This window comes from Flavobacteriales bacterium (genome assembly GCA_025210805.1).
In the GTDB taxonomy this organism is placed as follows: domain Bacteria; phylum Bacteroidota; class Bacteroidia; order Flavobacteriales; family CAJXXR01; genus JAOAQX01.
The window spans coordinates 1-24,415 of the sequence record JAOAQX010000005.1 but is presented as its reverse complement, the minus strand read 5'-3'; the positions used below and the strand labels follow the sequence as shown (position 1 = coordinate 24,415).

The 24,415-nt window shown below is 33.3% G+C and carries 16 protein-coding genes and 1 tRNA gene; 10 read left to right on the top strand and 7 right to left on the bottom strand.

The window, feature by feature from the left end:
• Positions 1 to 29: 29 nt before the first annotated feature.
• On the top strand, positions 30 to 2,645 hold the full coding sequence (locus N4A45_02040) for a S8 family serine peptidase (protein MCT4663997.1): 2,616 nt from the start codon (positions 30 to 32) through the stop codon (positions 2,643 to 2,645).
• A 99-nt stretch (positions 2,646 to 2,744) separates the two neighbouring features.
• A complete protein-coding gene (locus tag N4A45_02035; protein MCT4663996.1) occupies positions 2,745 to 3,983 on the top strand; it encodes a PKD domain-containing protein in 1,239 nt (412 codons plus the stop codon).
• Between the two features lie 28 nt (positions 3,984 to 4,011).
• Here the strand turns inward: N4A45_02035 and N4A45_02030 are convergent, their stop codons facing one another.
• The 4 genes from N4A45_02030 to N4A45_02015 form a co-directional block, all read right to left on the bottom strand.
• Positions 4,012 to 5,247 (bottom strand): anthranilate synthase component I family protein, encoded by a 1,236-nt coding sequence (locus N4A45_02030; protein MCT4663995.1) that lies wholly within the window; start codon positions 5,245 to 5,247, stop codon positions 4,012 to 4,014.
• Between the two features lies 1 nt (position 5,248).
• Complete coding sequence (locus N4A45_02025) at positions 5,249 to 6,550, bottom strand: UDP-N-acetylmuramoyl-tripeptide--D-alanyl-D-alanine ligase (protein MCT4663994.1); 1,302 nt, start codon at positions 6,548 to 6,550, stop codon at positions 5,249 to 5,251.
• Between the two features lie 81 nt (positions 6,551 to 6,631).
• The gene (locus N4A45_02020; GenBank protein ID MCT4663993.1) at positions 6,632 to 8,122 is read right to left on the bottom strand and encodes an SUMF1/EgtB/PvdO family nonheme iron enzyme; all 1,491 of its coding nucleotides are present in this window, start codon (positions 8,120 to 8,122) and stop codon (positions 6,632 to 6,634) included.
• A 40-nt stretch (positions 8,123 to 8,162) separates the two neighbouring features.
• Entirely contained in the window at positions 8,163 to 9,188 is a 1,026-nt protein-coding gene (locus N4A45_02015; GenBank protein ID MCT4663992.1) for a PorP/SprF family type IX secretion system membrane protein, read from the bottom strand.
• A 132-nt stretch (positions 9,189 to 9,320) separates the two neighbouring features.
• Here N4A45_02015 and porU point away from each other — a divergent pair, with 132 nt between their 5' ends.
• The 8 genes from porU (at position 9,321) to N4A45_01975 (ending at position 19,951) form a co-directional block, all read left to right on the top strand.
• Positions 9,321 to 13,112: a type IX secretion system sortase PorU gene (porU, locus tag N4A45_02010; protein MCT4663991.1), complete on the top strand. Its 3,792-nt coding sequence runs from the start codon at positions 9,321 to 9,323 to the stop codon at positions 13,110 to 13,112.
• Positions 13,113 to 13,325: 213 nt separating this feature from the next.
• Positions 13,326 to 14,579, top strand: coding sequence for a type IX secretion system outer membrane channel protein PorV (porV, locus tag N4A45_02005; GenBank protein ID MCT4663990.1), 1,254 nt, complete (start codon positions 13,326 to 13,328; stop codon positions 14,577 to 14,579).
• Positions 14,580 to 14,590: 11 nt separating this feature from the next.
• Entirely contained in the window at positions 14,591 to 15,082 is a 492-nt protein-coding gene (ispF, locus tag N4A45_02000; protein MCT4663989.1) for a 2-C-methyl-D-erythritol 2,4-cyclodiphosphate synthase, read from the top strand.
• A 145-nt stretch (positions 15,083 to 15,227) separates the two neighbouring features.
• A complete protein-coding gene (locus N4A45_01995) occupies positions 15,228 to 15,479 on the top strand; it encodes a type II toxin-antitoxin system ParD family antitoxin (GenBank protein ID MCT4663988.1) in 252 nt (83 codons plus the stop codon).
• A 328-nt stretch (positions 15,480 to 15,807) separates the two neighbouring features.
• A complete protein-coding gene (locus N4A45_01990; GenBank protein ID MCT4663987.1) occupies positions 15,808 to 16,929 on the top strand; it encodes a hypothetical protein in 1,122 nt (373 codons plus the stop codon).
• A gap of 234 nt (positions 16,930 to 17,163) precedes the next feature.
• Entirely contained in the window at positions 17,164 to 18,480 is a 1,317-nt protein-coding gene (locus N4A45_01985; protein ID MCT4663986.1) for a hypothetical protein, read from the top strand.
• Between the two features lie 119 nt (positions 18,481 to 18,599).
• On the top strand, positions 18,600 to 19,772 hold the full coding sequence (locus N4A45_01980; protein ID MCT4663985.1) for a proline dehydrogenase family protein: 1,173 nt from the start codon (positions 18,600 to 18,602) through the stop codon (positions 19,770 to 19,772).
• 105 nt (positions 19,773 to 19,877) lie between these two features.
• A tRNA-Met gene (locus N4A45_01975) sits at positions 19,878 to 19,951 on the top strand.
• A gap of 125 nt (positions 19,952 to 20,076) precedes the next feature.
• Here the strand turns inward: N4A45_01975 and N4A45_01970 are convergent.
• The 3 genes from N4A45_01970 to N4A45_01960 form a co-directional block, all read right to left on the bottom strand.
• Entirely contained in the window at positions 20,077 to 21,378 is a 1,302-nt protein-coding gene (locus tag N4A45_01970) for a VCBS repeat-containing protein (protein MCT4663984.1), read from the bottom strand.
• Positions 21,379 to 21,494: 116 nt separating this feature from the next.
• Positions 21,495 to 23,126 carry a hypothetical protein gene (locus N4A45_01965; GenBank protein ID MCT4663983.1) on the bottom strand — a complete coding sequence of 544 codons (1,632 nt, stop codon included), beginning with the start codon at positions 23,124 to 23,126 and terminating at the stop codon, positions 21,495 to 21,497.
• Between the two features lie 82 nt (positions 23,127 to 23,208).
• On the bottom strand, positions 23,209 to 23,847 hold the full coding sequence (locus N4A45_01960; GenBank protein MCT4663982.1) for a CPBP family intramembrane metalloprotease: 639 nt from the start codon (positions 23,845 to 23,847) through the stop codon (positions 23,209 to 23,211).
• Positions 23,848 to 24,415: the final 568 nt, after the last annotated feature.

The window sequence follows — 24,415 nt, the reverse complement described above, 5'->3', positions numbered from 1 at the left end:
TTCTACAGTCCTAACTCAATACGTACATTATGATAACAAGACTCTTTTCTTTGCTTTTTTCATTACTATTCTTTCAAGGCTTCGCTCAAAATTATGAACCGGGAGAATTATTGATTCAATTAAAATCAAATGAAAAAATTGATCAATGGATCCAAAACAATCAAAGAATTGAATCTAAACCAACCCATTTTGAGCTTATAAGACTTGTTTCTCCTCCTTTTGATATATATCAAATACGTTTTGATGAAAAGTTTTGGTCTGCCCAAGAATTAATCAGCGCATTAAAAAACTCCGAAAAAGTAGCAGAAGCTCAGGTGAATCATATTTTAGAGAATAGAAATAGTCCTAATGATTTGCTTTATGGAAGTCAATGGCAATACAACAATACAGGACAAAACGGAGCATTAAACGGAGCTGATTTAGATATTGAAAATGCATGGGAACACACAACAGGAGGTCTCACAGCAGATGGCGACACCATCGTAGTTTGTGTCATTGATGGTGGGTTTGAACTATCACATACAGATTTTGAAAATAACTGGTGGAAAAATGAAGCGGAAATTCCGAATAACGGAGTAGATGATGATGGAAATGGTTATGTAGATGATTATTTTGGATGGAATGCCTATAATAATACAGGAATTATCACTTCTAATACTTGGCACGGAACTCCCGTAGCAGGAATTATTGGAGCAAAAGGGAATAATAATTTTGGTGTATCTGGAATAAGTTGGGATATAAAAATAATGGCAGTTTCTGGTGGAGGAAACGAAGCTCAAGCATTAGCAGCATACACATATCCTTATTTAGCAAGAAAAAAATATAATGAAAGCAATGGACTTGAAGGTGCATTTGTAGTTGCCACAAATGCCTCTTGGGGGGTAAACTACGGACAAGCTGCCAATGCGCCACTTTGGTGTAATTTTTATGATTCATTGGGTGCTGTGGGAATCCTAAATGCAGGAGCTACGGCAAACTTGGATGTGAATGTGGATACCGATGGAGATTTACCTACACAATGTAGTAGTGATTACCTAGTTGCTGTCACTAATATCAATAACCAAGATCAAAAGGTTAATCAAGCAGGGTATGGTCTAAACTCAGTAGATCTAGGTGCTTTTGGCGAAGGAACTTATACTGCAAGATCTGGAAATACTTTTGGAGGATTTGGAGGTACTTCAGGAGCAACGCCTCATGTAGCAGGGACAATTGGTTTACTATATGCCGCAGACTGTGGGAATCTTATGCAACTGGCTAAAACATCACCAGAAATGGCAGCCTTGAAAGTAAAAGGTTATATTTTGCAAGGTGGAGATAGTAATGCTTCTATCCAAAATATCACTTCCACAGGAAAAAGATTAAATATTGGGAAGAGTATGGAATTACTTTTGGATGATTGCAGTAACTGTCCGAGTGTAACACCGCTCATTGCTACAAATATTACCGAAGATTCTGCATCAATTTCTTGGATGGACACCAATGTGGTTTCATTCACTGATTACCAAATACTTCTTCAAGATATTGCAAATAATTCTTGGGATACGATATCAACAACTGATACAAGCTATACTTTTAGCAACCTCCAAAATTGCACTTGGTATCGAGCCAAAATACTCAATACATGTTCTGATACTTCCCAAGTTCTGTCAAATTCTGTTTTATTCAAAACAGAAGGTTGCTGTAATGTGCCAACATTAGAAATTATTCAGAAAAATTATACAGCAGTTCAATGGCAATGGAATCCTTCTGCAAATACACAATCTACTTTGTTTTATAAAAACATCATGGCAAATGCCTATGACTCGATCACCATAGGAGGAAGTAGCTTTGTGATTAATGGTTTAGACTCATGTGAAACATATACAGGGTACGTTCGTGTACCGTGTGGAAATGCTTTTACAAATAGCCAAATGATTGAATGGACAACAAAAGGCTGTGGAAACTGTCAAGATTTAGATTATTGTGAAGTAGGAAATCAATATGGCGGTAGTTCTTATATTACACAAGTAAAAATAGATACTTTTATTCATTTAAGCTCCGCTAAAATAGGGTATGAAAACTTTACGCACCTAGGATCTGTTGTTCTCAAACAAAATAAAAACTATCAGCTACAAATAAAAACAACAAAGCCCACTTTTTCAAACAATTCTGTAATTGCTTGGATTGACTTCAATCAAGATGGTCTTTTTACTACTGCTGAACAAATACTCAATGCCAGTTTTGCTCTTTCTACTCAAAGCTTTAATATCACAATTCCTCAAAATGCCGCTTTGGGCGTTACGAGATTGAGAATCGCGATTAGACAAAACAAAATAGCAAAAGCCTGTGGATTAAACCTTCAAGATGTGGGACAAACAGAGGATTATTGCGTATATATTGAAAAAAATATTGGCTTAGAAGAAATAGATTCCAAGAAACTTATTGTCTCACAAAAAAATGGAAATATCTTTATTCACAACAACCTAAATGAAACATTAGACATACAACTAATGAACACATTAGGGCAAAAAATTCAGTACTTTGGAGAAATAGATGCTCATTCTCAAAAAGCCTTAAAGACTCCTTCTTTAGTACCTGGAATATATTATCTCCAACTAAAAAATTCACGCAAAGAACAGATAACAAAAAAGATCTTAGTGAGATAAGGCAAAATCAGTTCTTTTACTTTTCATACCTTTACAACCTTCGTATTTTGTATTTCAAAAAGTACGGAGGTTTTTTTTGTCCATTTATTTATCTTTTTTATGAGAAATACATTTCTTACTTCATTCTTTTTATTTTTTGGATTTTTAGTAGTTGCCCAAGAATCGAAATCAATTCTTTTTATAGGAAATAGCTATACTTTTTACCACAATTTACCCGATCTTACTAAGCAAATAGCACTTTCTTACCAAGACACACTTGAAATCCAAAGTCATACACCTGGAGGAGCTCCCTTACAGCAGCATGCAACAAATCAACAATTAACCCAATTGATTAATAGTAAAAATTGGGATTTTGTAAGTATTCAAGCACAAAGTCAAGAACCCTCGTTTCCCACAGGGCAATTTATGAACCAGACTTATCCTTATGCTGTTCAATTAGTAAATACCATAAAAGACAATAACGAATGTACTGAACCCGTATTTTTTATGACATGGGGAAGAAAAAATGGTGATGCCAACAATTGCGCTGTTGCACCGTGGCTTTGCACCTATGAAGGTATGGATGATTCTCTGCGTGCCCGTTATACCTTTATGGCAAATAATACGCAATCTTTAATTTCACCTGTGGGTGCAGTTTGGCGTTATTTAAGAGATAATAATACTGGAATAGAATTGTATTCACCTGATGAGTCTCATCCTTCTCTTTTAGGATCTTATGTAGCTGCTCAAACTTTTTATACCATTTTATTTAATAAAAAACCACTGATGACAAGTTATGCTCCAAATGGAGTATCACAAAGCGATAAACAAGAAATCATTCAAGCTGTTGAGCACATCGTTTATAATAATTTACCCTTATGGAATGTGGGGAAATATAACCCAATTGCTGATTTTAATTTCTCCATAAAAAATGATACAATTGTGGAATTAACAAACCTTTCTGAGAGATCAACTACCTATCAATGGAATTTTGGAGACGGTGGAATTTCTTCTGATAAAGCACCCGTGCATGTGTATCAATCTTCGGGGAATTTTGACATTCAACTTATTGCTACAAAATGTAATAAAAGTGACACGATTACAAAAACGATCACGATACAAGACCTTGCTCTAGAAGATTATTTCACTAATAAAATATTTTATAATTATACAAAACATTTACTTCATTATCCCATTGAAACAATTACTGAGGTATTGCTATACGATTCCTTTGGAAGAAAAGTCCTGATTGACATACCTAGTGAAGGCTTAATTTCTTTAGATCAACTTACACGTGGAGCGTATATTATTGAGTTCAGAACCCTTAAAGGCTCTTTCAATTACAAAATTATTCGGTAAGTAATTGCTCCTCCGTTCTACAGATCGTTTAGCGGAGGATACTTTTTTCTATTCCATACTTTTTCACTAAACATTCTTCGTATTCTTCTTCGGCTTCAGCCCTTATCGTAATAGCTCCACCCACTGGCAAAGTAGCTAATTCACTTACAGAATCATAAATTAATGTTCGGATAAGCACACTAAAATCTGCCGCTTCTTGGTAGGAAAAACCAATAGAGCCAGCGTAAGCTCCACGTTGGAAATCCTCCTCTCTTTCTATTATTTTCATGGCTTCTATTTTAGGAACTCCCGTCATAGAACCCATTGGAAATGCTTTAAAAAATGCTTTCCAAAAATCAGATTCTTTTCTGAGTTCAGCAGAAATTGTAGAGATCATTTGATGAACATGGGGAAATGTATAAATCTCACATAATTCCTCTACTTTCACACTTGATTTTTCAGCAAAATGAGAGAGATCGTTTCTAACCAAATCAACAATCATGGTATTTTCAGAAACTTCTTTTAAGCTACTCTTTAAATCTTCAATAAACTGCGTATCCTCTGTAATATTCCTACCCCTTGGACGAGTCCCTTTTATTGGTTGCGATTGAATATATTTATTGTTTTTATACAGATAACGCTCAGGACTAAAAGAGAGTAAACTATGTTCTTTTATCTTAAAAAAACTAGAAAAAGGAGCCTTTGCCTTGTCATTAATCTCTAAAAAGACTTCTGTAGGATTCTCCTCAAAATTATGATATACAAACTCTTGACATAGATTTACTTCATAAATATTTCCTTGCTGTAACTCATTCATACAATTTAAAAAAGCACTTTCATATTGCTCTTTTGTCCACAGAGATTCTAAATGTGTGTTTTTCTTCAAGCCCGCATTTGTTAACTGATCTATTTGTTTGAGATCAAAATCGGGTTCTTTTATCAGAATAAGTTCTCCGTTTTTTGAAGCAAGAACCCAGTCAGGTTTCATTAATACAGACAAAGGGGTGTTAATTCTCTTGGGATTTTTTGAATGTAAATTATCATACAATTCGTTCTTCAGATCATAGGAGAAATGATGAAAATAGAATTCATTCTTTGGTAATTCTTGCAGTTTTTGGATATCAAAATTTGTATCTATTTTCTCACTTGCACCAATCACCCAGTCAAATTGAGTTTTCCCAAAACCCTCTTGATATTCGTGAGAATCTAGGAAACAGACATAATCATAATTTGCGTAAGCAAAAGCCAAAATCGCTCCTTTACCGATCGTAAAACCTGCTGTCATTTTAGAGTAAATCAATAATTTTTTCTAATCCTATTCCTCGGCTTCCTTTTAGAAGAATACTTTTGTTTTCCAATAAATTAGTACTTAAAAACTCTTGTAAAAATTCTCTTGACTCAAAAAAATGTAAATTCTGAGCCGCTATTTTCACCTTCAGAAACTCTTCTCCCACTAAGAACGCTTGGTCATTTGAGTTCATACTTTCTTGAAGTATCTTCAAAATTTTAATATGCTCAAACGAAGATCCCTCTCCTAGTTCAAACATATCTCCTAAGATTAAAACTTTATGTGTAACTGGTGAATTCAAGAAAGCTTCAACCGCCAACTTCATGCTCGTGGGGTTCGCGTTATAGGCATCAACAATTAAATGATTTTTATCGGTTTTTTGACTTTGAGAACGGTTATTTTGAGGTTGATAATCCTTCATGGCTAGTGCAAAAGTATCGAGATCAAGATCGAAGAAATTACCAATAAAATAAGCCGCCGCCATATTTTTTGCATTATAATCGCCAAAAAGATTAGAAGGAATTTCTTTACCATCAATTTCGATTGTTGCCATTATATTGGGTAAAATTTTAAATTTTCGTTCTACGCTTTCTTCAGTGCTAAACGGAATACTCTTGTAATATTCTTTTGCGAATTCCGCTACCTTTTCTTCTTCGCAATTATAGAAGAAAAATCCGCCTGAATCAACAATAAAGTCAAACAGTTCTTTCTTGGTTTTTTGAATAATTTCGGGTGAACCAAAACCTTCCAAATGCGCTTTACCGATATTGGTTATAAAACCATAATCTGGTAATGCAATCTCACTCAATTCTTTAATTTCTCCTTGGTGATTTGCACCCATTTCTATAATGGCAAAATCATGTTGGGAAGTAAGCTCTAACAAACACAATGGAACACCGATATGGTTATTTAGATTCCCAGGTGTTGCATACACATTGAGTTTCTTTTCAAAAAAAGCCTTGCAAAGTTCTTTTGAAGTCGTTTTACCATTTGTTCCAGTAATACCAAGAATAGGAATGGCAATTTGTTTTCTATGCCATCTGGCTAGGTCTTGGAGTGTTCTGAGAACATTTTCCACCAAGACTACCTGAATCTGTTTATCAAACTGCTCTTTTTTGACATTTTCATCATCTATTATCGTTACAAGAGCTCCTTGATCCAATGCCTTTTGCACATATTGATTTCCATCAAAATTATCTCCTTTTAAGGCAAAATAGATTTGATCTTGTGTGATTGTTCGGGTATCTGTAGATACACCATTGGATTTTAAGAATAACTGATAAAGTGTTTGTAATTTCATAAAACAAATTTCATAAAAAAAGCCAGTACTATGAATATAGTCTGGCTTTTATCTTGTATTCTTTCGCTAAGGAAAGTTCAATTATTTCATATAACGAATCGCTTGTGATCCCATTCTATCGATTACACAACGGAATCCGATATCAGAAGCTGCTTGGTTTTCATCCAAGAATCTTCTTGTAGCTGGAGATAACCAGTATTCTCTATCTTTCCAAGAACCACCTTTATACACTCTTGTAGTATTGCTAATCAAAGTTGCATTGGCATCATAAACAAGTGCAGTACCGTCTTCAGAAGCCCCTCTTTCGTAATAGATAGATGATTGTTGATCACCATCTTTGAAGTTCCTATTATCGGCTTTACTATAGTTTGTTCTATTCTCGAAATCAGAAGTTTCTACTCTTGCAATTCTACCTAGAGAATCTACATCAGCTACGAAACCTTCTTCATCTCTTTTAAGCTCTGTGTAAACATTTCCACGGAAAGGCATAAAGTCATTAAGAACCATTCTATCATTACGGTAAACATCAAGAACCCATTCGTTCACGTTTCCTGCCATATCGTATAATCCGAAATCATTTGGAGGATATGTTTTCACTTCAGAAGTACGTGCACCAGCATCGTTTAACCATCCTGCAGTTCCCATATTATCTCCTTTTCCTCTTTTGAAGTTTGCTAAGAATACTCCTCTGTTTTCACCATGAGAAACTCTTAGGTGTCTTTTTGCTTTACCTCTACTTTTTCCTCTTGCAAAGAATCGTCCTTGGTTTACATTTCCTTCTACAGAAGTCCCGATAAGACCAAGTGCTGCATATTCCCACTCAGCTTCTGTTGGAAGACGGTAACCTGGTTGGAAAACTCCATCAGACATTTTTCCTTGACGACCTTCACGGTTATCAGGGTTTTGGAAATCTCTGATTCCATTATCCTGCTCACCAATGTATTTTCCGTTTAAGTAAGCATCTGTATTGAAGTTATCATCATCAAACTGATCTTTATTCCACTTCAAACCTTTTACTGCAATAAGCATTCTTTCGTTTACACGATCTGTACGCCATTTACAATAATCATTGGCTTGTTTCCAACTAACTCCTACTACTGGGTAATAGTTGAACCCTGGGTGATTTAGATAGTTATCAATCATTGGTTCATTGAAACCAAGATTTTCTCTCCATACGTTTTCATCAGGTTGAGCATTACGATACACTTCTGGATACGACTCTCCGTAAACTCTATTCAACCAGAAAAGATATTCACGGTAAGAAATATTCGTAATTTCTGTTTCATCCATAAAAAATGAAGCTACAGAAACTTGACGAGGTGTCATATTATGATCTCCAAGGAAATCATCTGTAGTTTGTCCCATTGTAAAGGTTCCTCCTTCAATAGGTACCATTCCTGGCATAACGTATTGTGTAGTACTCAAATTGGCAGTAAACCCTCCAGCATCGGTGTTATTCACAGGCCATCCTGTGGCAGAATGAACGACTTTACTATTACTAGTACCTCCACAAGAAGTAAGTAATACTGAGGCTGAAATGGCTATAAATCCTAGAAAAATGTTCTTTTTCATTGTATATCGGGTTTATTTCTTTTTTTAGCAGTTTTCTTTTTTAAAAAATCGGACAAGTAAGCGGTTGTATCTTTCTTACTTTCTCCTTACATGGTAATTGAATTCTTACAGATAGTTCATGAGCCCCTCCAGAACGGTTCAGTTCTGAGATGGTGATATCATAAGAATACCCTATTTTTAAGTTTCTCCATGAGTAACCAAGTATAGCAATTACTGCGTCAGAATTTTCTGAAGTAGTTCTATACCATAATCCTCCTGAGATACTTTTGTTGGTCAAGGAAAGTCCGATATTAAATTGGTCAGCCGCACCTTGATTTTGATAAACAAAACCTGCGGTCATAAATGGACCATCTCCTATCAATCCTTTTCTTTTGTTTCCAGAAACTGAAAAATTCGCTCCTCCATGCACAGTGTGTTTCATCGGTAATCTTCCCGAAGCATTAAACTGTTTATTTTGCTGATCAAAATCCTTTAAAAAAGAGGTGATTGGTTGTGTAAGGTGATCTACAGAGTATCCTACAAAAAAGATATCTGCATAAAAGATTCCACCAAGACCAATATCTTCTGTGATTTTAGAATCGTTGATATTATTCAAATCTTGACTACTTTCAAGTACCACTCCTTTTTTAGAGAGTTGATCTGGGAATAGTAGTTGACTTTTGTCAATGAAGCGAGAATGCATCCCAAGACGCGCACCAAAAAGTGCATAATACTTTTTGTTAATTTTCAATTGGTAAGAATACATCAAATTTGCATTCACCGTGTTTAAAAATCCTAAACCTGCATTATCGTACAGAACTTGAAAACCCCATCCACTATTAATTTCTGGAAGGTGTTTATCATAAGATACACTATTGGTAATAAAAGTTCCTTGGAGACTCGGCCATTGGTCTCGTACATTTACATGAATTTTTGGACATCCTCCCGCCCCAGCCAATGCTGGATTTAGATATAAAGGATTCGCATAAAACTGCGAAAAACCAGGATCTTGTGCTTGAGCAGATCCAAAAAACATATAACAAAATAATACGGTAAGGAAAAAAAGATTCTTTTGTCTTGCCATCATTTCTTTATTTTCACTTCACAATTATACAAATTATTTTTAAGTTTTTGTTACCGAAATACAATTTTGTATTGGATATTTAGTTTTAATATTGTTCTATTCAAAAACATTTTCTGACTAAATAGCGAAAATATTATGTTGTATCTAAAGAAAATTTTATTCAGTTTTTTTCTAGCATTTTCTTGTTTAGCTTTTGCTCAAACAGAAGAAAGTGCATTCTCAATACATTGGCAAACAAATGGTTTTATAGATATAAACAACTATAACGACACTGTTATTTATCATAAAAATGCCTCTCATTATTTAAGAAAAACACCTTACTTCACTCATAAAATTGAGCTTAAAAAAGGGCAAAATGTAGAAAATGTTACTTTCGAAATTTTAGAAACAAAAAATTTACTTCCAAATGAAAAGAAGTTAATTTCGACTCGTGAAAATTTTAAGTTAAAATGGCAAACTGGGTATCAAAATCAACAATCGTACCTTTTTGTAAGTTTTCCTGGAATATTTGAAGAACAAAAAATATCGGAAATTAAGTTTCATATACACTTTAAAAAAAACCGTCTTTTTACTAAAAAAGTGGCTACTTGGAACTATCCTAATAATAGTCCGCTAAAAGATGGATCTGTCTATAAAATTGCTGCGAGTAGAAAAGGGGTATATAAAATAACAGGAACTAAACTTCAGAGTGCAGGAATTGACCTAAACACAATTGAGCCACAAAAACTAAAAATTTATGGGAATCATCAAGGGATGCTCAATGAATTTCTAACTCCAGAATTACCTTTTGGCTTAGAAGAAATGGCGATAGAGGTAGTGGATGGAAACGACAATAGTTTTGATGCAAATGACTATGTGCTTTTCTATAGTAATGGTTTACATGATTGGAAATTTGATACAACAAGTAATTATTATACTTACGAAAATCACTTTTATGATACCACAGCGTATTATTTTCTGAAATTTGAAGGAGTAGATGGAAAAAGAATTCCAAAGTCAAATTTTCAAAACAGCAATACAACACTCAGTGAGTATGATTTTTTATATGCACATGAAAATGAACTATACAACCCAAAACACTCGGGAAGGAAATGGCTAGGAGAACGTCTAGAAGCTGTTTCAAAACTAAGTTTTGATGTTGGAAATAATAATAGAACAACCAATACTCCTGTACGAATAAATTTACACGGGCTGGCAAGAAGCAATGGGGAAACCACCATTGATCTCTTAGAGAATGGGGCAGTTAAGATGAGTTTGGGTATTTCTAAAAATTTAGATGACAGTGGAGAAGGAGTCTATCGTTTCAAAACAGAAAACGTTATTCTAAACAATAATAAATTATCTTTTGATATCGCTTATGATAAAAAAGGACAAGTGGGAGCCATTGCTTACCTAGATAAAATTAGTTTAGAGTTTAAAGAACAACTACAGTATTATAATAAGCAATTCACTTTTTCAAACAAAGACCAAAGACAAATTGCAAATGGAGTAAATTATCAGGTATTAGGAAATAACTATAGGATTTGGCAAATAAGTGATCAAAACAATATTCAGGATCTAGAAATTCAGAATCAAAAAATCTTTTCTGGGAGTAATAAACTACAATCTTTTGCAGTGTTCAATAATAGTAATACTTATTCTATTGAAGCTATTCAAGAAATTCCGAACCAAAACTTACACCAAATAGAACAAACGGACTATGTGGTGATTTATCATCCTAACTGGAAAGATCAAGCAATAGACTTAGTAAACTATAGAAAAGAAACACATAACTATAATGGTGTTGCCGTAAATGTGTTTGATATTTATAATGAATTTTCTTCGGGAACGAAAGATCCCACTGCTTTAAGAAACTTTATACACATGCTCTATGTGCGTAATAAAACTTCAAAAACACTTCCAAAAGGTATTCTATTTTTTGGAGATGCCAGTTATGACTTTAAATCCATCCATGGTTTCCAGTCTGACTTTGTTCCTACTTATATATCAAACCCAAATTATTTTACAGTGAAAGTTACCGATGCTACTGATGATTATTTTGCTTTACTCGATGATAATGATGGCGGAGCGCTTTCAACAGTGAATAATTTTATTGATATTCCTATAGGGCGATTAATTGTAAGGAATAAACAAGAAGCACAAGATGCCGTTCGAAAAATAAAACGATATGAAGCTAAAGAGAACCAAGGTGAGTGGCAAACAAAAGTTGCCCTTGTTGCTGATGATGTAGATCAAAACGAAAACTGGGAACGCTTATTGGCTCTAGGAGCAGACCAAGCAATAGAGAAATATCAACAGAAAAATCCGGGAATCAATGTCAATAAAATTTACGCTGATGCTTATAAACAAATCAACTCCGTAGGTGGACAAAGATATCCAGATGTAGAAAACGAAATTCAAAAAGCAGTAGATGGTGGTGCCTTAATTGTACACTATTACGGACACGGAGGAGAAAAAGGTTGGGCAAGTGAAAGAATTTTGAATATTGATGATATCAACAGCTGGACTAACGAAAAAGAACTTCCTCTTTTTATAACAACCACTTGTGAATTTACACGCTATGACGATCCAAACAGAGTTTCAGCAGGAGAATATGTAGCACTCAACCCCAATGGTGGTGCCATAGCTTTACTTACCACAACAAGAGCGATAGGAATTGGTGATGCCGAGAATTTATCAAGAGTATTCTATAATCATTTAGGGAAAATAGACACTACAGTAGGAAAACAATATACCGTAGGGGAATTGCTTTATCAAATCAAAAATGGAACTACCAAACACAACAGAAGACGTTTTATTCTCATAGGAGACCCAGCCGTAAGACTTAAATTTCCAAAAAATAAAATGCGTCTTACTAAAATCAACAATCAAGATATTAGCAATGCATCTGCCGATACAATTAAAGCACTGGAAAAGGTAAGCCTCGAAGGTATTTTAACTGATATCAATGACAATAAAATTATTCAGAATGGAATAGCATCCATTACTGTTTTTGATAAAAGGCAGACAGAAAAAACCCTTAGAAATGATAATTTGAATGTTCCTCCGGTGAATTTCCTAACACAAAAAAATATCATCTTCAAAGGGAACGCACCAATAAAAAATGGAGATTTTAAAATATCCTTTGTAGTTCCAAAAGATATCAATCTTGATATGGGGAAAGGAAAAGTACAACTATTTGCAAAATTATCAGATGAAGAAGCCTTTGGATATGACACCACTGCTTATGTGGGAGGCGTAAATCCAAACCCTGCCGAAGACAATGAAGGTCCCGATATTTCTTTATTTATGAATGATTCTACCTTTATTGATGGAGGAATGGTTACTCATAATTCAGCAATATTTGCACAACTCTTTGATGAAAATGGAATCAATACCGTAGGACTCGGAATTGGGCATGATATTACTGCAATTATAGACGAGCAAAGTGCAAAACCGATTATACTCAATAACTTTTATGAAGCTACAAATGGAGATTTTAGAGCAGGAACCGTTAATTACCCACTTTATAATTTAGAAAACGGACTTCATACACTTTCTTTAAAAGCCTGGGATACTTATAATAACTCCAGTAAAAAAACTATTGAATTCCAAGTAGTGGACGATGCCACATCTATTATTACAGATCTCTTTAATTATCCCAACCCTATGCAAGGAAACACTCATTTTAGTTTTCAGCACAATTTGTACGGGCAAGATATTCAGGTAAACTTATCTATCTATGATTTACAGGGAAGACGAGTCGCCGAATTTTCAAAAGACATTAGTGATGCGCCTGCCGTACTCAATCAAGAGTTTTCTTGGAACGGAACCACCTCGTCTGGAGTAGAATTGGGTAGTGGAATGTATCTTTATCGCCTGAGTATTCAAAGCTCCAAATCTGGGATAAGTGAATACAAAACAGAAAGATTGGTATTAGTTCGTTAGTCGAAAAAAGGAAAAGCTTATCAGTAAAAGCTTATATTTGTATTTGATATAAATTTCAAAACAGATGAGTAAATACTGATTTCTAATCCTTCTTGAGGATTTTATTTGAGATCAAACTGAAATCAAGATTTCCTATTATAAAACAAAAAAGTAAAAATCGTAAAAATAAAACATAAATTTGCGCGTTACTTTAAAGTAAATTAGAAAAGACCAATGAAAAAAATCATTAAAAATATAGCCGTGGCAGCTTTACTTACAAGCACCACAGCATTTGCCCAAGATAAAGTAAATGTAGTTTCTACTGCTGTTCCTTATTTATTAATCTCTCCTGATGCCCGTGGAGCGTCTATGGGAGACCAAGGAGTTGCTACCTTGCCAGATGCAAATAGTATGTATTGGAATGTTGCAAAATCTGCTTTCCTCAAAAAGAAAATGGGAGCTTCGGTAAGTTATTCACCTTGGCTTTCTCAATTGGTTAATGATGTATTTATCTCAAATATTGACTTTTTTTATAAGCCTGATAATCGTTCTACACTAAACTTTAGCTTTAAATATTTTTCTTTAGGAGAAGTAAATTTCAGACAACACCAAGATGATGCTCCAACACAGTTTTACCCAGCAGAATTGGCTCTGGATGTAGGATATGGATTGCAGCTTTCACGTCGTTTTTCAGCCGGTGTGGTATTAAGATATTTAAGGTCTGACCTTGCCTCTGGAGCAAATAGTTCTCTTGATGGGACAATTTATGTTCCTGCAAATTCTCTTTCTGCTGATATCGGATTTTTCTATAAATCTAAAAAAATTGACTTAGCAGGAAAAGATGGTGTTGTTACAGCAGGATTGAATATTTCCAACTTAGGAGGGAAAATAAAATATACGGATGATGATGCTCAAAGTGAATTCATGCCAGCACTTATGAGATTAGGAGCAGGATTACACATGGATATTGATAAATTCAACCGATTCTCTATAAGTGGAGAAATGACAAAACTTTTAGTACCAACCCCGCAGTTTGATACAAAAAAGAACGAAGAAATTCGTCAATTATCTGTTGTAGACGGAATCTTCCGCTCATTTAATGACTCGCCAGAAGGTGAAAATGAATTCCAAGAAATCAATTTTAGTATTGGAATGGAATATTGGTATAACAACCAATTTGCATTTAGAGCAGGTTATTTCTACGAAGACCCAATAAAAGGTAATCGTCAATATATGAGTGCAGGTTTAGGAATCAAACTTCAAAAAGCAAGCTTAGACATGGCTTATTTGTTTACCTTAACCAATAACCAACACCCACTAAAAAGTACCCTTCGTTTCTCACTTGGAATAGACATAGATGCCTTTATGTCAAACGCTCCTTCTGAAGAAGAACAGAACTCTCGAAAAGGTTCTTCTCTGAAAGAAAAAAATCAGAAGAAAGACAACAAGAAAAAAGATGATAAGAAGGATAAAAAAGACAAAAAATAGTCTAAACAGGTATGAGTGAAAAAAAAGCAAAAATGAGAGTAGGTTTTGGTTATGATGTTCACCAGCTTGCAGAGGGTTATGACTTTTGGCTTGGAGGTTTAAAAATAGATCATGACAAAGGAGCTGTAGGTCATTCAGACGCAGATGTCCTACTCCATACCATTTGTGACGCATTATTAGGTGCTGCAGCTTTAGGAGATATTGGAACACATTTTCCTGATACAGATCCTGCATACAAAGGGATTGACAGTAAAATTCTCTTAAAAGACGTAGCAAAATTACTAAAAGAAGAAGATTTCGAAATAGGAAATATAGATGCGACTGTGGCTTTACAAAGTCCGAAAATAAAGCCCTATATTCCAGAAATGCGTAAAATAATCTCAGAAATACTTTCCATACCACTCCGAGATGTTTCTGTAAAAGCAACAACAACAGAAAAACTAGGATTTGAAGGAAGAAAAGAAGGCGTTTCAGCTTATGCTACCGTGCTTCTTTTTGGATAATCTTTTCCTGATGTCAAAAATTATAAGCTCACTTTTTAGTGAGCTTTTTTTATGCAAATAATACCATTACTTGTTCAATATGAAAAAATTAGTGAATTTTCCGTAATTTTGACAGTATCATAGTGATACTAAACAACAACGCACTATGAAAACTCTAAATACTGTAAGCATGTATGCATTAAATGTAGATAAAAATGATTTTTTTGAGCGTTTAGCTTCTTTATCTCAAGAGAACCAACTTATTATTTTTAATAAACTTTCTGAATTACGAGAAGAAGAACGAAAAGAAAAAGCTTTTTGGGAAGCCGTAAAACTAGGGGAAGAAAGCGGAATTGTTAAAGATTTTGATATTGATGTCTTTTTTAAAGAATTAAGACATGATACGCTAAACAAATGAATAAGTAAAAGGTTGAAATCACCAGTCTTGCAATAGCAGATTTAAAAAACATTTGGCTTTACACATTTGAAAATTGGGGAATCGGACAAGCCGACAAATACGCTCAACAAATAAGTCAATCTTTCCATAACATTCAAAATGTTATGTTCAAGAAACTCAAAAAGGGTAATGTTTCATATAAAACTTACACCATCCAAAAACATCGCATTATCCTGAAAGAAACTCCTGATTGTATTCTCATTATTCGTGTTTTACACCAGTCTATGGATACAAATAGGCATTTGTAGATTGTGGATTTATATTTTTTAGCTATTTTAGCCTAAAAACTATGAATTATAATCAATTTAAAATTAAGTGTTTTCTACTATGGGTTATTACAATATTAACATCAGGAATTACATTTTCTCAACAATCTAAATTATCAGGATACAAATCATTTCCTCTTGAGGGAGGTTATAAATTAGGAGCTTTATTAACCATTGATAAAAAAACTAAGAAAGTTGAATTAATACAAGAGAATAATACAGAAGAGAATTGTTATACTGATGTGTTATCTACAGAAAAAGGTATTGCTCTTCCCTCATATAAGCTGAATAGGAAGAAAGAAGTTCAAAATGAATTTAATGGCAAAGGTAAATTTTCTTTTGTAAACGTTTCAGGCGATGCAACTATTTCAGAGTTAAAAAATGTAGTTCTAACACTAGAATCAGGAAGAAAAGAATATTTAACATATGGTAATACAGCTATTAATAAACTATTTAGGCACTTTAGCTTATCTGATATTGAAGATATCAAATCTGGTGCTGATAAGGGAATATTTTTTGTAACAGAAATAGCTATATATGATAGTGCTTCTTTAACGTTTACTTGGAATGAATCAATTACCACTTCAGCTCAAACAAAAATACAAGATGGAATATCACATGAGTTTTCAGCATCTGCCAACACTAAATTTATTGATGATGAAACTTTAGTGATAACTTTTAATAAAGGATATATCGCTGGTTTTAAAGATAGGAAAGTCAACAAGAAAATTATTCGCAAAAGCATTAAAATGAAAAAAAAGGGATATAATATATATTATCTTGATAAAGATAAAGATGGCTATGGAGATAAAAATAATTTTGAATACACTAACAACCCAAAAGCAAACTTTGTAACAAATTGTGAAGATTGTTATGATAAAAATAAAGACGTTTTCCCAGGTAATCAAGAATGGTATAGTAAACACCGAGGCGATGGGAGCTTTGACTATAATTGTGACAATAAAGAAACATTAAATTCTACAACGTTAGGTAAATGCGGAAAGGGAATAGCAGAACCACAAGGTTGGTTAAACAAGGTGCCATCTGCAGGACAGAAAGGTGATTGGTTATATGACTGTGATAGAAAAATACTTCAAGGTGGCTCAAAAAAAGAAACTAAGGAAAAAATTCAATTAGCACATTAACATAAATAACGTAAAGAAATAGGTTAAAACAATCATATATAGTTATTCTAATTTGTATCAATAACCATATATATAAATATCAAAAAAAGGATGGAATTAGTAATCGGTTTTAGCACTTGATTCTGAATTTATTTGAGATTAAAACAATAATTCGTTGAGTTTTCTGCATTTTTTAGGTTAATTGATCTTTTTTCTTATCTTTACGAATCGATAAAAAAGGTAGAAATTTTGTTTATGAAACTCAAGCATATTTTAGCACTTACCGTAGGTATTTCAGCATTTTTGTCTAACCCAACAATGGCTCAAAATACAGATGAGGCTGATCTAGAGATCACCAAGTCTGCCATTGCAGAGAAAAAAGAAATACTCTCAGGTCCTTTCGTATCTTATATAGACGGATACAGCACACGTTTTTGGATGATGGTTCCAAAAGGAACTAAAGAAGTAAAAATCAAACTTCAAAACTTTGACCAATCTCGTACTTATACCGAAAAATATACTGTTGGAAAAAGAGGGAAATATCAGAAAAATCGTTGGAAAAGAACGGTTAGTGAGTACTTATTAGGAGATGAAGTACCTGTAATAATTGATGTACAAAACCTCAATAGAGACGAAGAGTATAATGTAGAAATCTATCTAGATGATTATCTTGCAAAAGAAGAATTTAATCTCTATATGGAACGTGCACACCAAGCCGATGTTTATTTCCTATTCGGTGGTGGACTCATGGATCTTAAAAATGATCAAGTTTTTGCTAAAATGCAAAGAACCTCAAATGACTTTATGCTTTGGGGTGGAGATAATTTTGGAGCTTCAAAACATGGATATGATTTTAACGGACTTACCAAACACGCTAAGGAAGTAAGAAAAAATCCTCTTTTGAACGAATTCATGCAATCTACTCCTCAAATAGCTACTTGGGGATCTCTAGATTACGACAAAACAGGTTTTGGGAAAGACTATATAAACAAAGATGAGGCTCAGCAAGCATTTGACCTTATGTGGCCAAACCTTCCTAAGAAAGTATATAATTATACTTTTGAAAACTATGGAACTTATGGAAAATATGACTACGAGGATGTAGATCTTTTCCTATTGGATGATCAAACATTTAGAAATACAGAAAAACACGAATATAAGTTTGGAGAAAAACAAATGGAGCGTCTATTAAGAGATTTAACAGCCTCTAATGCCAAATTTAAAGTTGTTGTGGCAAATTCTACTTTCTTTGGAAATTGTGATGAAAATGCCATTGGTTATGAAAAAGAATTTACCGAACTCATGAGAAGAATTCACAAAGGAAACTTTAGCGGATTGGTTTTCATGTCTATGAATTCTCATGGAAATACAGAAATCATTAAGTACGAAAGAGAAAATGACTACACTCTTACAGAGTTGAGTATGGGTAAACTCTCAGGAACAGCAGGAAACTATGCAAGGATTCGTGTAGAAGGAGAAAGAAAAAACAGAAAAATGATTATGGAAATATATGATATCCATGGAAAAATCATTAAAACTAAATCACTTCTAGCAACACAGTTACAGAATTAGTTTATTAACAATATTTATTTTCAAAAAGGGCATTAGAAAAATCACTTCTAATGCCCTTTTTTATTACCTCATCACTAGAGGGAAAAATGTATATTTGCTGTGTATAAAACAGCCTTGTTATGATAGCATTTGATAATACAGAAGTAGCCTTTGCTCACAAGACAGACAAAGAGCTTAAGAAAGCTCGATTTTTATTTAAAACCATCGGAAGTCCTACCGTAGCCAATTTAGGTATGGCAATGGTAAACGCAGGTTTAAAACTAAAATTACCCATAAAAGGATTAATTAAGAGTACCGTTTTTAATCATTTTTGTGGTGGAGAAAGCATGGATGAATGCTCCATCACCATGGATAAACTTGCACAATATGGTGTGCATTCCCTTTTAGATTATTCTGTGGAAGGAAAAGCCGGTGAAAACGATTTCAACCGTTGTTCCAAAATGGTGAAGAAAACAATTACCAAAGCAAATGGTACAGATCATATTCCTTTTGCCGTTTTTAAAGTTACAGGGGTTTTTAGGTTTGAACTACTCGAAAAAATTCAGAATAAAGAAAAACTCACAGAAGAAGAAAAAAAAGAATACCAGAGAGCCTATAACCGAGTTGACAGTATTTGTAAAAAAGGTTTTCATGTGGGCGTTCCTGTAATGATAGATGCCGAAGAAAGCTGGATTCAAGATGCAATAGACGATCTTGTAAATGAAATGATGGCTAAGTACAATAAAGAACAAGCAATTATTTACAATACCATTCAAATGTATCGTCATGACCGCTTGGAATTCCTAAAAAAATGTCATCAAAAATCTCAAGATGAAGGGTATTTTATTGGAATGAAAGTAGTGCGTGGTGCTTATATGGAAAAGGAAAGAGAAAGAGCCGCAGAAAAAGGATACCCCTCTCCTATCCAACCTGATAAAGAAGCTACAGATAGAGATTATAATTTAGCCATTCAGTATTGCATTGAAAATTACCATGGGATTAATCTTTGTGCAGGAACACATAATGAATACAGCTCTTTGTATATGACACAAATGATGGATAAGCATCAAATAGATAAAACCAATCCTAAAGTATATGGAGCCCAACTCTTGGGAATGAGTGATAATATCAGCTTTAATCTTGCCAAGGCAGGTTATAATGTCGTAAAATACGTTCCTTTTGGTCCTGTAGCCGATGTGATGCCTTATTTGATTCGTAGAGCCGAAGAAAACACCTCTATTAGCGGACAAACAGGTAGAGAACTCATGTTGATTCAAAAAGAAATTGGCCGTAGAAAATCTGTAAATAATTAAGAATCAAAACACCCATTTTGTAACGCAAATTTATTTGATAAAAAAATACCAAAACCCTTTTGCTACGGGAAATATTATCTTATATTTGCTCCCACAAAATGAGAAGCCGAGGTAGCTCAGTTGGTTAGAGCGCATGATTCATACTCATGAGGTCGGCGGTTCGAGCCCGCCTCTCGGTACTTTTAAAAGGTAAACAATATTGCATTTGTTTACCTTTTTTTTTTGAAAAATTAATTTTTCAAACTGACTCTAATTATTTACACAAGTTTTATTTCAGAAGTTATTTCAGTGAATAAAAGGAACATTAGCGAATCAAAAGTTTTTTATAACTACCATTAGAAAAAGCTAGAAAAACTATCTGATTTCTATAGTTTTCAATAGAAAATTGTTGATAAGTCCTTTTCCTTGTTAATAACTTTCCATTAATATCAAACACTTCAAATTCAATCCCTTCAACTCCTTCAATAGAAATTTCAGAGAAAGAATGATACCGAATATTAAAATTATCAACATAGTTATCCACAATTCCTATTTCGTTTCCATACAGATGGAAAGAGAGAATATCTGCTGCAATAATATCGAGCTGAGAATCACCATTGATATCAGCCAATTCTAGTACACGGGTTTTGGGTAATTCTTCAGTAAAAATATGTTGTTTTATTCCTGTTCCCTGGTTTGAGAATTGAATCCACTCCAATTTACTTACACCAATATCCACAAGAGCAATATCCTCAAAACCATTGGTATCAATATCGCCTATTTGAATATCATGAATACTTCCAAAACCTGTTTTAACCACTTGCTGATTAGAAAAATTTCCTTGTCCATCATTTAGAGCATATACCAAAGCTCCATTTTCGTTTTGCGTAAATATTAAATCTTGATTTCCATCTTTATTATAATCCATTAGGGCAATATCAGCCATTATTTCTGAATGAATTGTGATATTTGCTGTAGCGAGGCTGTCCCATTGAAAACTCCCTGATTGGTTTTCAAAAATCATGATTTTTTTCCCTGCAATTATGAAATCGATATCTCCATCAGCATCATAATCATCAAAAGCCATACAGTTCATATCTTGCAGCTGAGTGTGTTTTAAGGTATCAATGCTTAGCGTTTGACTAAGATTATTATAGATTCTGATTTCATCAGCACTTAAAGCGATTATTTCGTCGTTAGCTATTCCGCTAATTTTATGGGCATATATTTTTTTAATTCCAGAAAGTGTGTCTAATGTTTGTTTTTGATAATTTCCATTAGCTTGTTGATAATACACTCTGATAATTTTCTCATATTCTGAACAGGAAACAATATCCATTTGATCATCGGCATCAAATTTTCCTACCGCCAAATTTTGAGGATACACCAAAGAGTCAATCATAACTGGGAGTCCAAAAGTTGTATCAGAAATCCTTGGATAGTAAACCACTTTATTAAAAGGGTTAAACACTTGAGATACGATAATATCTTTAAGATCATCGCTATTGGCATCCATATACACAATGTCTGTTGCTCCCCGAGAGTGAATATCGACAATATGACGATCACCAAACTGTGCCATTGAATTAATAGACATCAAAAGACTGAAAAAATAAATAGCTTTCATACCGGTTTTGAATTTTATACCTTAAAATTAAATTAAATCAATGGTTTACGGTAGGAACTATCGATGAATCACCATACTTTCTAGAATGAAAACCTTTCAAGCTTTTTTCTTTTATTCTAGAAACCCACAGGTAAACTAGGAGTTATAAAATTATTATGCATAAATAGATGATCATAGTTCATAAGGGGGCTTAAATCATTACTAAGTCCTTTTTGAGTAAGTATTTCAATAGGGATTACGAAACTAAATTGCTCAGGATTCCCTTCAATTGTTAACGTTTCAAGCTTTAATCCCTTTTGTTTTTGGAGACGTAATAGGTAATTATCAACAAATTTTTGGATGAGAATATCATTGGTTTTTTCAAGATTATTAAGGCGTTTTGCCTTTTTTACTCTTCCATCCTTCCCAAGAATAACATGAACCAAATACACTCCAGAAACCGAAGTATTAATCGTTTCTGGATCATAATTCTTTTCCATAAAAAGAGCCATGCGGGCTTGTAATTTTGAAGCATCAAAAGGAAACTCACTATTGGTAAAATGATAAATATTTTGTCCGTTTTCAATAAAAAAAGCCTTCTTTAATATTCTGTTTTCAAAATGAAAAATATTTTCAACACCTCTATTATCCTTAAAGGTAAGTTTCTTTGTAAGTGAATCTATAGGCAGACCATTTCTCATAAAGTGCGTATAAGAATACCATTCTTTGGTAACATTCTTCTTTACAGAATGTGCATGCTCATTATTCTTAAAGAGCTTAAACTTCTTATCCTCTTTCTCATGTAATAAAAGATGGAATTCATTTTGCAAATCGCCATTCCTAAAATACGTTTTTACAACACTAGGAATATTATCTTCATATTCAATTGTTTTTTTTAGTGACCCTTCTGCGTAATAAGCCTCAAACGTTCCATCTTTTACTAAAGGTATTTGCTTCAAGAACGTAGCACGGTATAATTTTTCTTCGTTCTCATAAAAATCAATCACCCATTTGTCTTGATTATTCTCTTTTAAATATCCTTGGTATTTTGCCAAATGTGGACTATTTACCTCCTTCCAAAATTCATTAAAATAAATGGGAATTCCATTTTTAGCCTTATGGAGATAAGTAAACTTCTTTATAATCTTATACAAATCTTTAGATTCATATTCTTCATCGAATATTTCTTGTGTAAGCTGTTGGTTTTGACCAAAAAACTTTTTCGCTATTTCTTTATCCTCCAAAAAACTATTTAACTGATAATACACTGTTTCATCTTTCTTTTTAGCCAGATAGGAATATTTAAACACCGTATTATTCGTAATAGGAAATCTGACAAATTGATCTCCATTAACCTCTGAAATCAATTCTACAAAACAAGATGATTTGACGATTCTGGAATTATTTTCGTAATTATTAATGGCAAAAAAAGAATCGATCCCAATCACAAAGTTTTTAATTTTTTTCGCCTTAAATTTCACAGCAAATTGATCGTTACCTAGTAATTCGGTATAAACAAATTTTTTCTTCTTTCTTATAAAATAACCCTCTACTTTCTTTCCATTAGATTGATAATAATACCCCTTTCTAAACATCTCTTCGGGAGGAGAAAATAGGATTAGATTCTGAGGAGCATAGGAAATGGGGTCGAAATAACCATTCATAGGAACCCCAGTAAAATCAAATAATTCTCCCATTTGATCCTGAGCATTCGTATTAAGCACACTTGTAAACACAATTATAATCGTATATAAAACAGAACTTTTCATTTTAATTTGTTTTTATCGAAAGTAAGAAATGATCATAGTTCATACATTCCTTTTATCAAACACTCGTTATTTAGCTTTTTACTTATAGGTAATCATAATAAATCAAGGTCATTACCATAGTATTATAAAAACCATGGCAAATTATTGAATACCAAAGATTTCTTTTAAAATATAAGAAAAGAGCCAAATATACAGCTCCTACTACAAGTGCATTAATAAGACCCGAAGCACCAAGCTGGATATGATAAACACCAAAAATAACACTGGTTATGACAAAACTTAAATAGGAGGAATATTTCCCTTTAAACAGCTTTTCCAAACGTGTAAAAATGAATCCATGAAAAACAATTTCTTCATAAAATCCCCCAATCAGCCATCCCATAACAACCATAATAAAGAATTCTAATTTCCCACCTTGAATCGTATCATTTAGCCCTGCATCATTGTATTCCAGTGACACAAACATCTCCAAAACAGGATGAAAAATTAACTGCATAAATGTCAATATCAGAACAGCAACAAGTCCTCCAATTAAAATTGAATTTGATTTAAACAGTTTAAGACTAAATCCTATATTTGAAAAAGTCTCTTGGGAATATTTTAAAACGAACCAAACGAAAAATAGAATAGGGATACTGTACCCAAAAAATGGAATGAGTTCAGCGTGTGGTAAAAAGACTATTAAACCAATAGCAATTATACTCAGAATTGTTTTGTACATATTCATGTTTTTATTAGTTACATTGATTTAAGCTAGGCGTAATAGGGTATTCAAAACTGTGAAATTTCGATATACATATGTCGCTCGTGAACTTTTTTTTATATGACTAAATTCATTTACTAATATATAAAATTAAGACTAATATAAATTACTTAATTTCATGCAATTACCTTTTTAAAAAAATAAACCATTATTGTTGCTCTATTTATTGAAAATCGGTTTCCTTAAGTATTAATTTGTATTCCACTTTATCTAGTGATAAAGTCTGATTTTAAGAACTTTGTATTTCAAGTTTTCTCTAGTATATAGATCCTTTTTTAAGACCATATTATCTAATTCTATGATTATTGTATTCGATTTCTTTAAGAAAATAAACTCTTCTTTAATTGCTCTATTATCTTTCCATTGAAAAAATATTCTTCGAAATGCATTTTTGTTCTATCAAAAACCCACTACTTCCCCCAAAAAAAGGCACAAAAAAACCCTTTCTATTTCTAGAAAGGGTTTCTTTTTGTAAGAATGGCGGCGACATACTCTCCCACTTACGTAGTACCATCTGCGCTAGTGG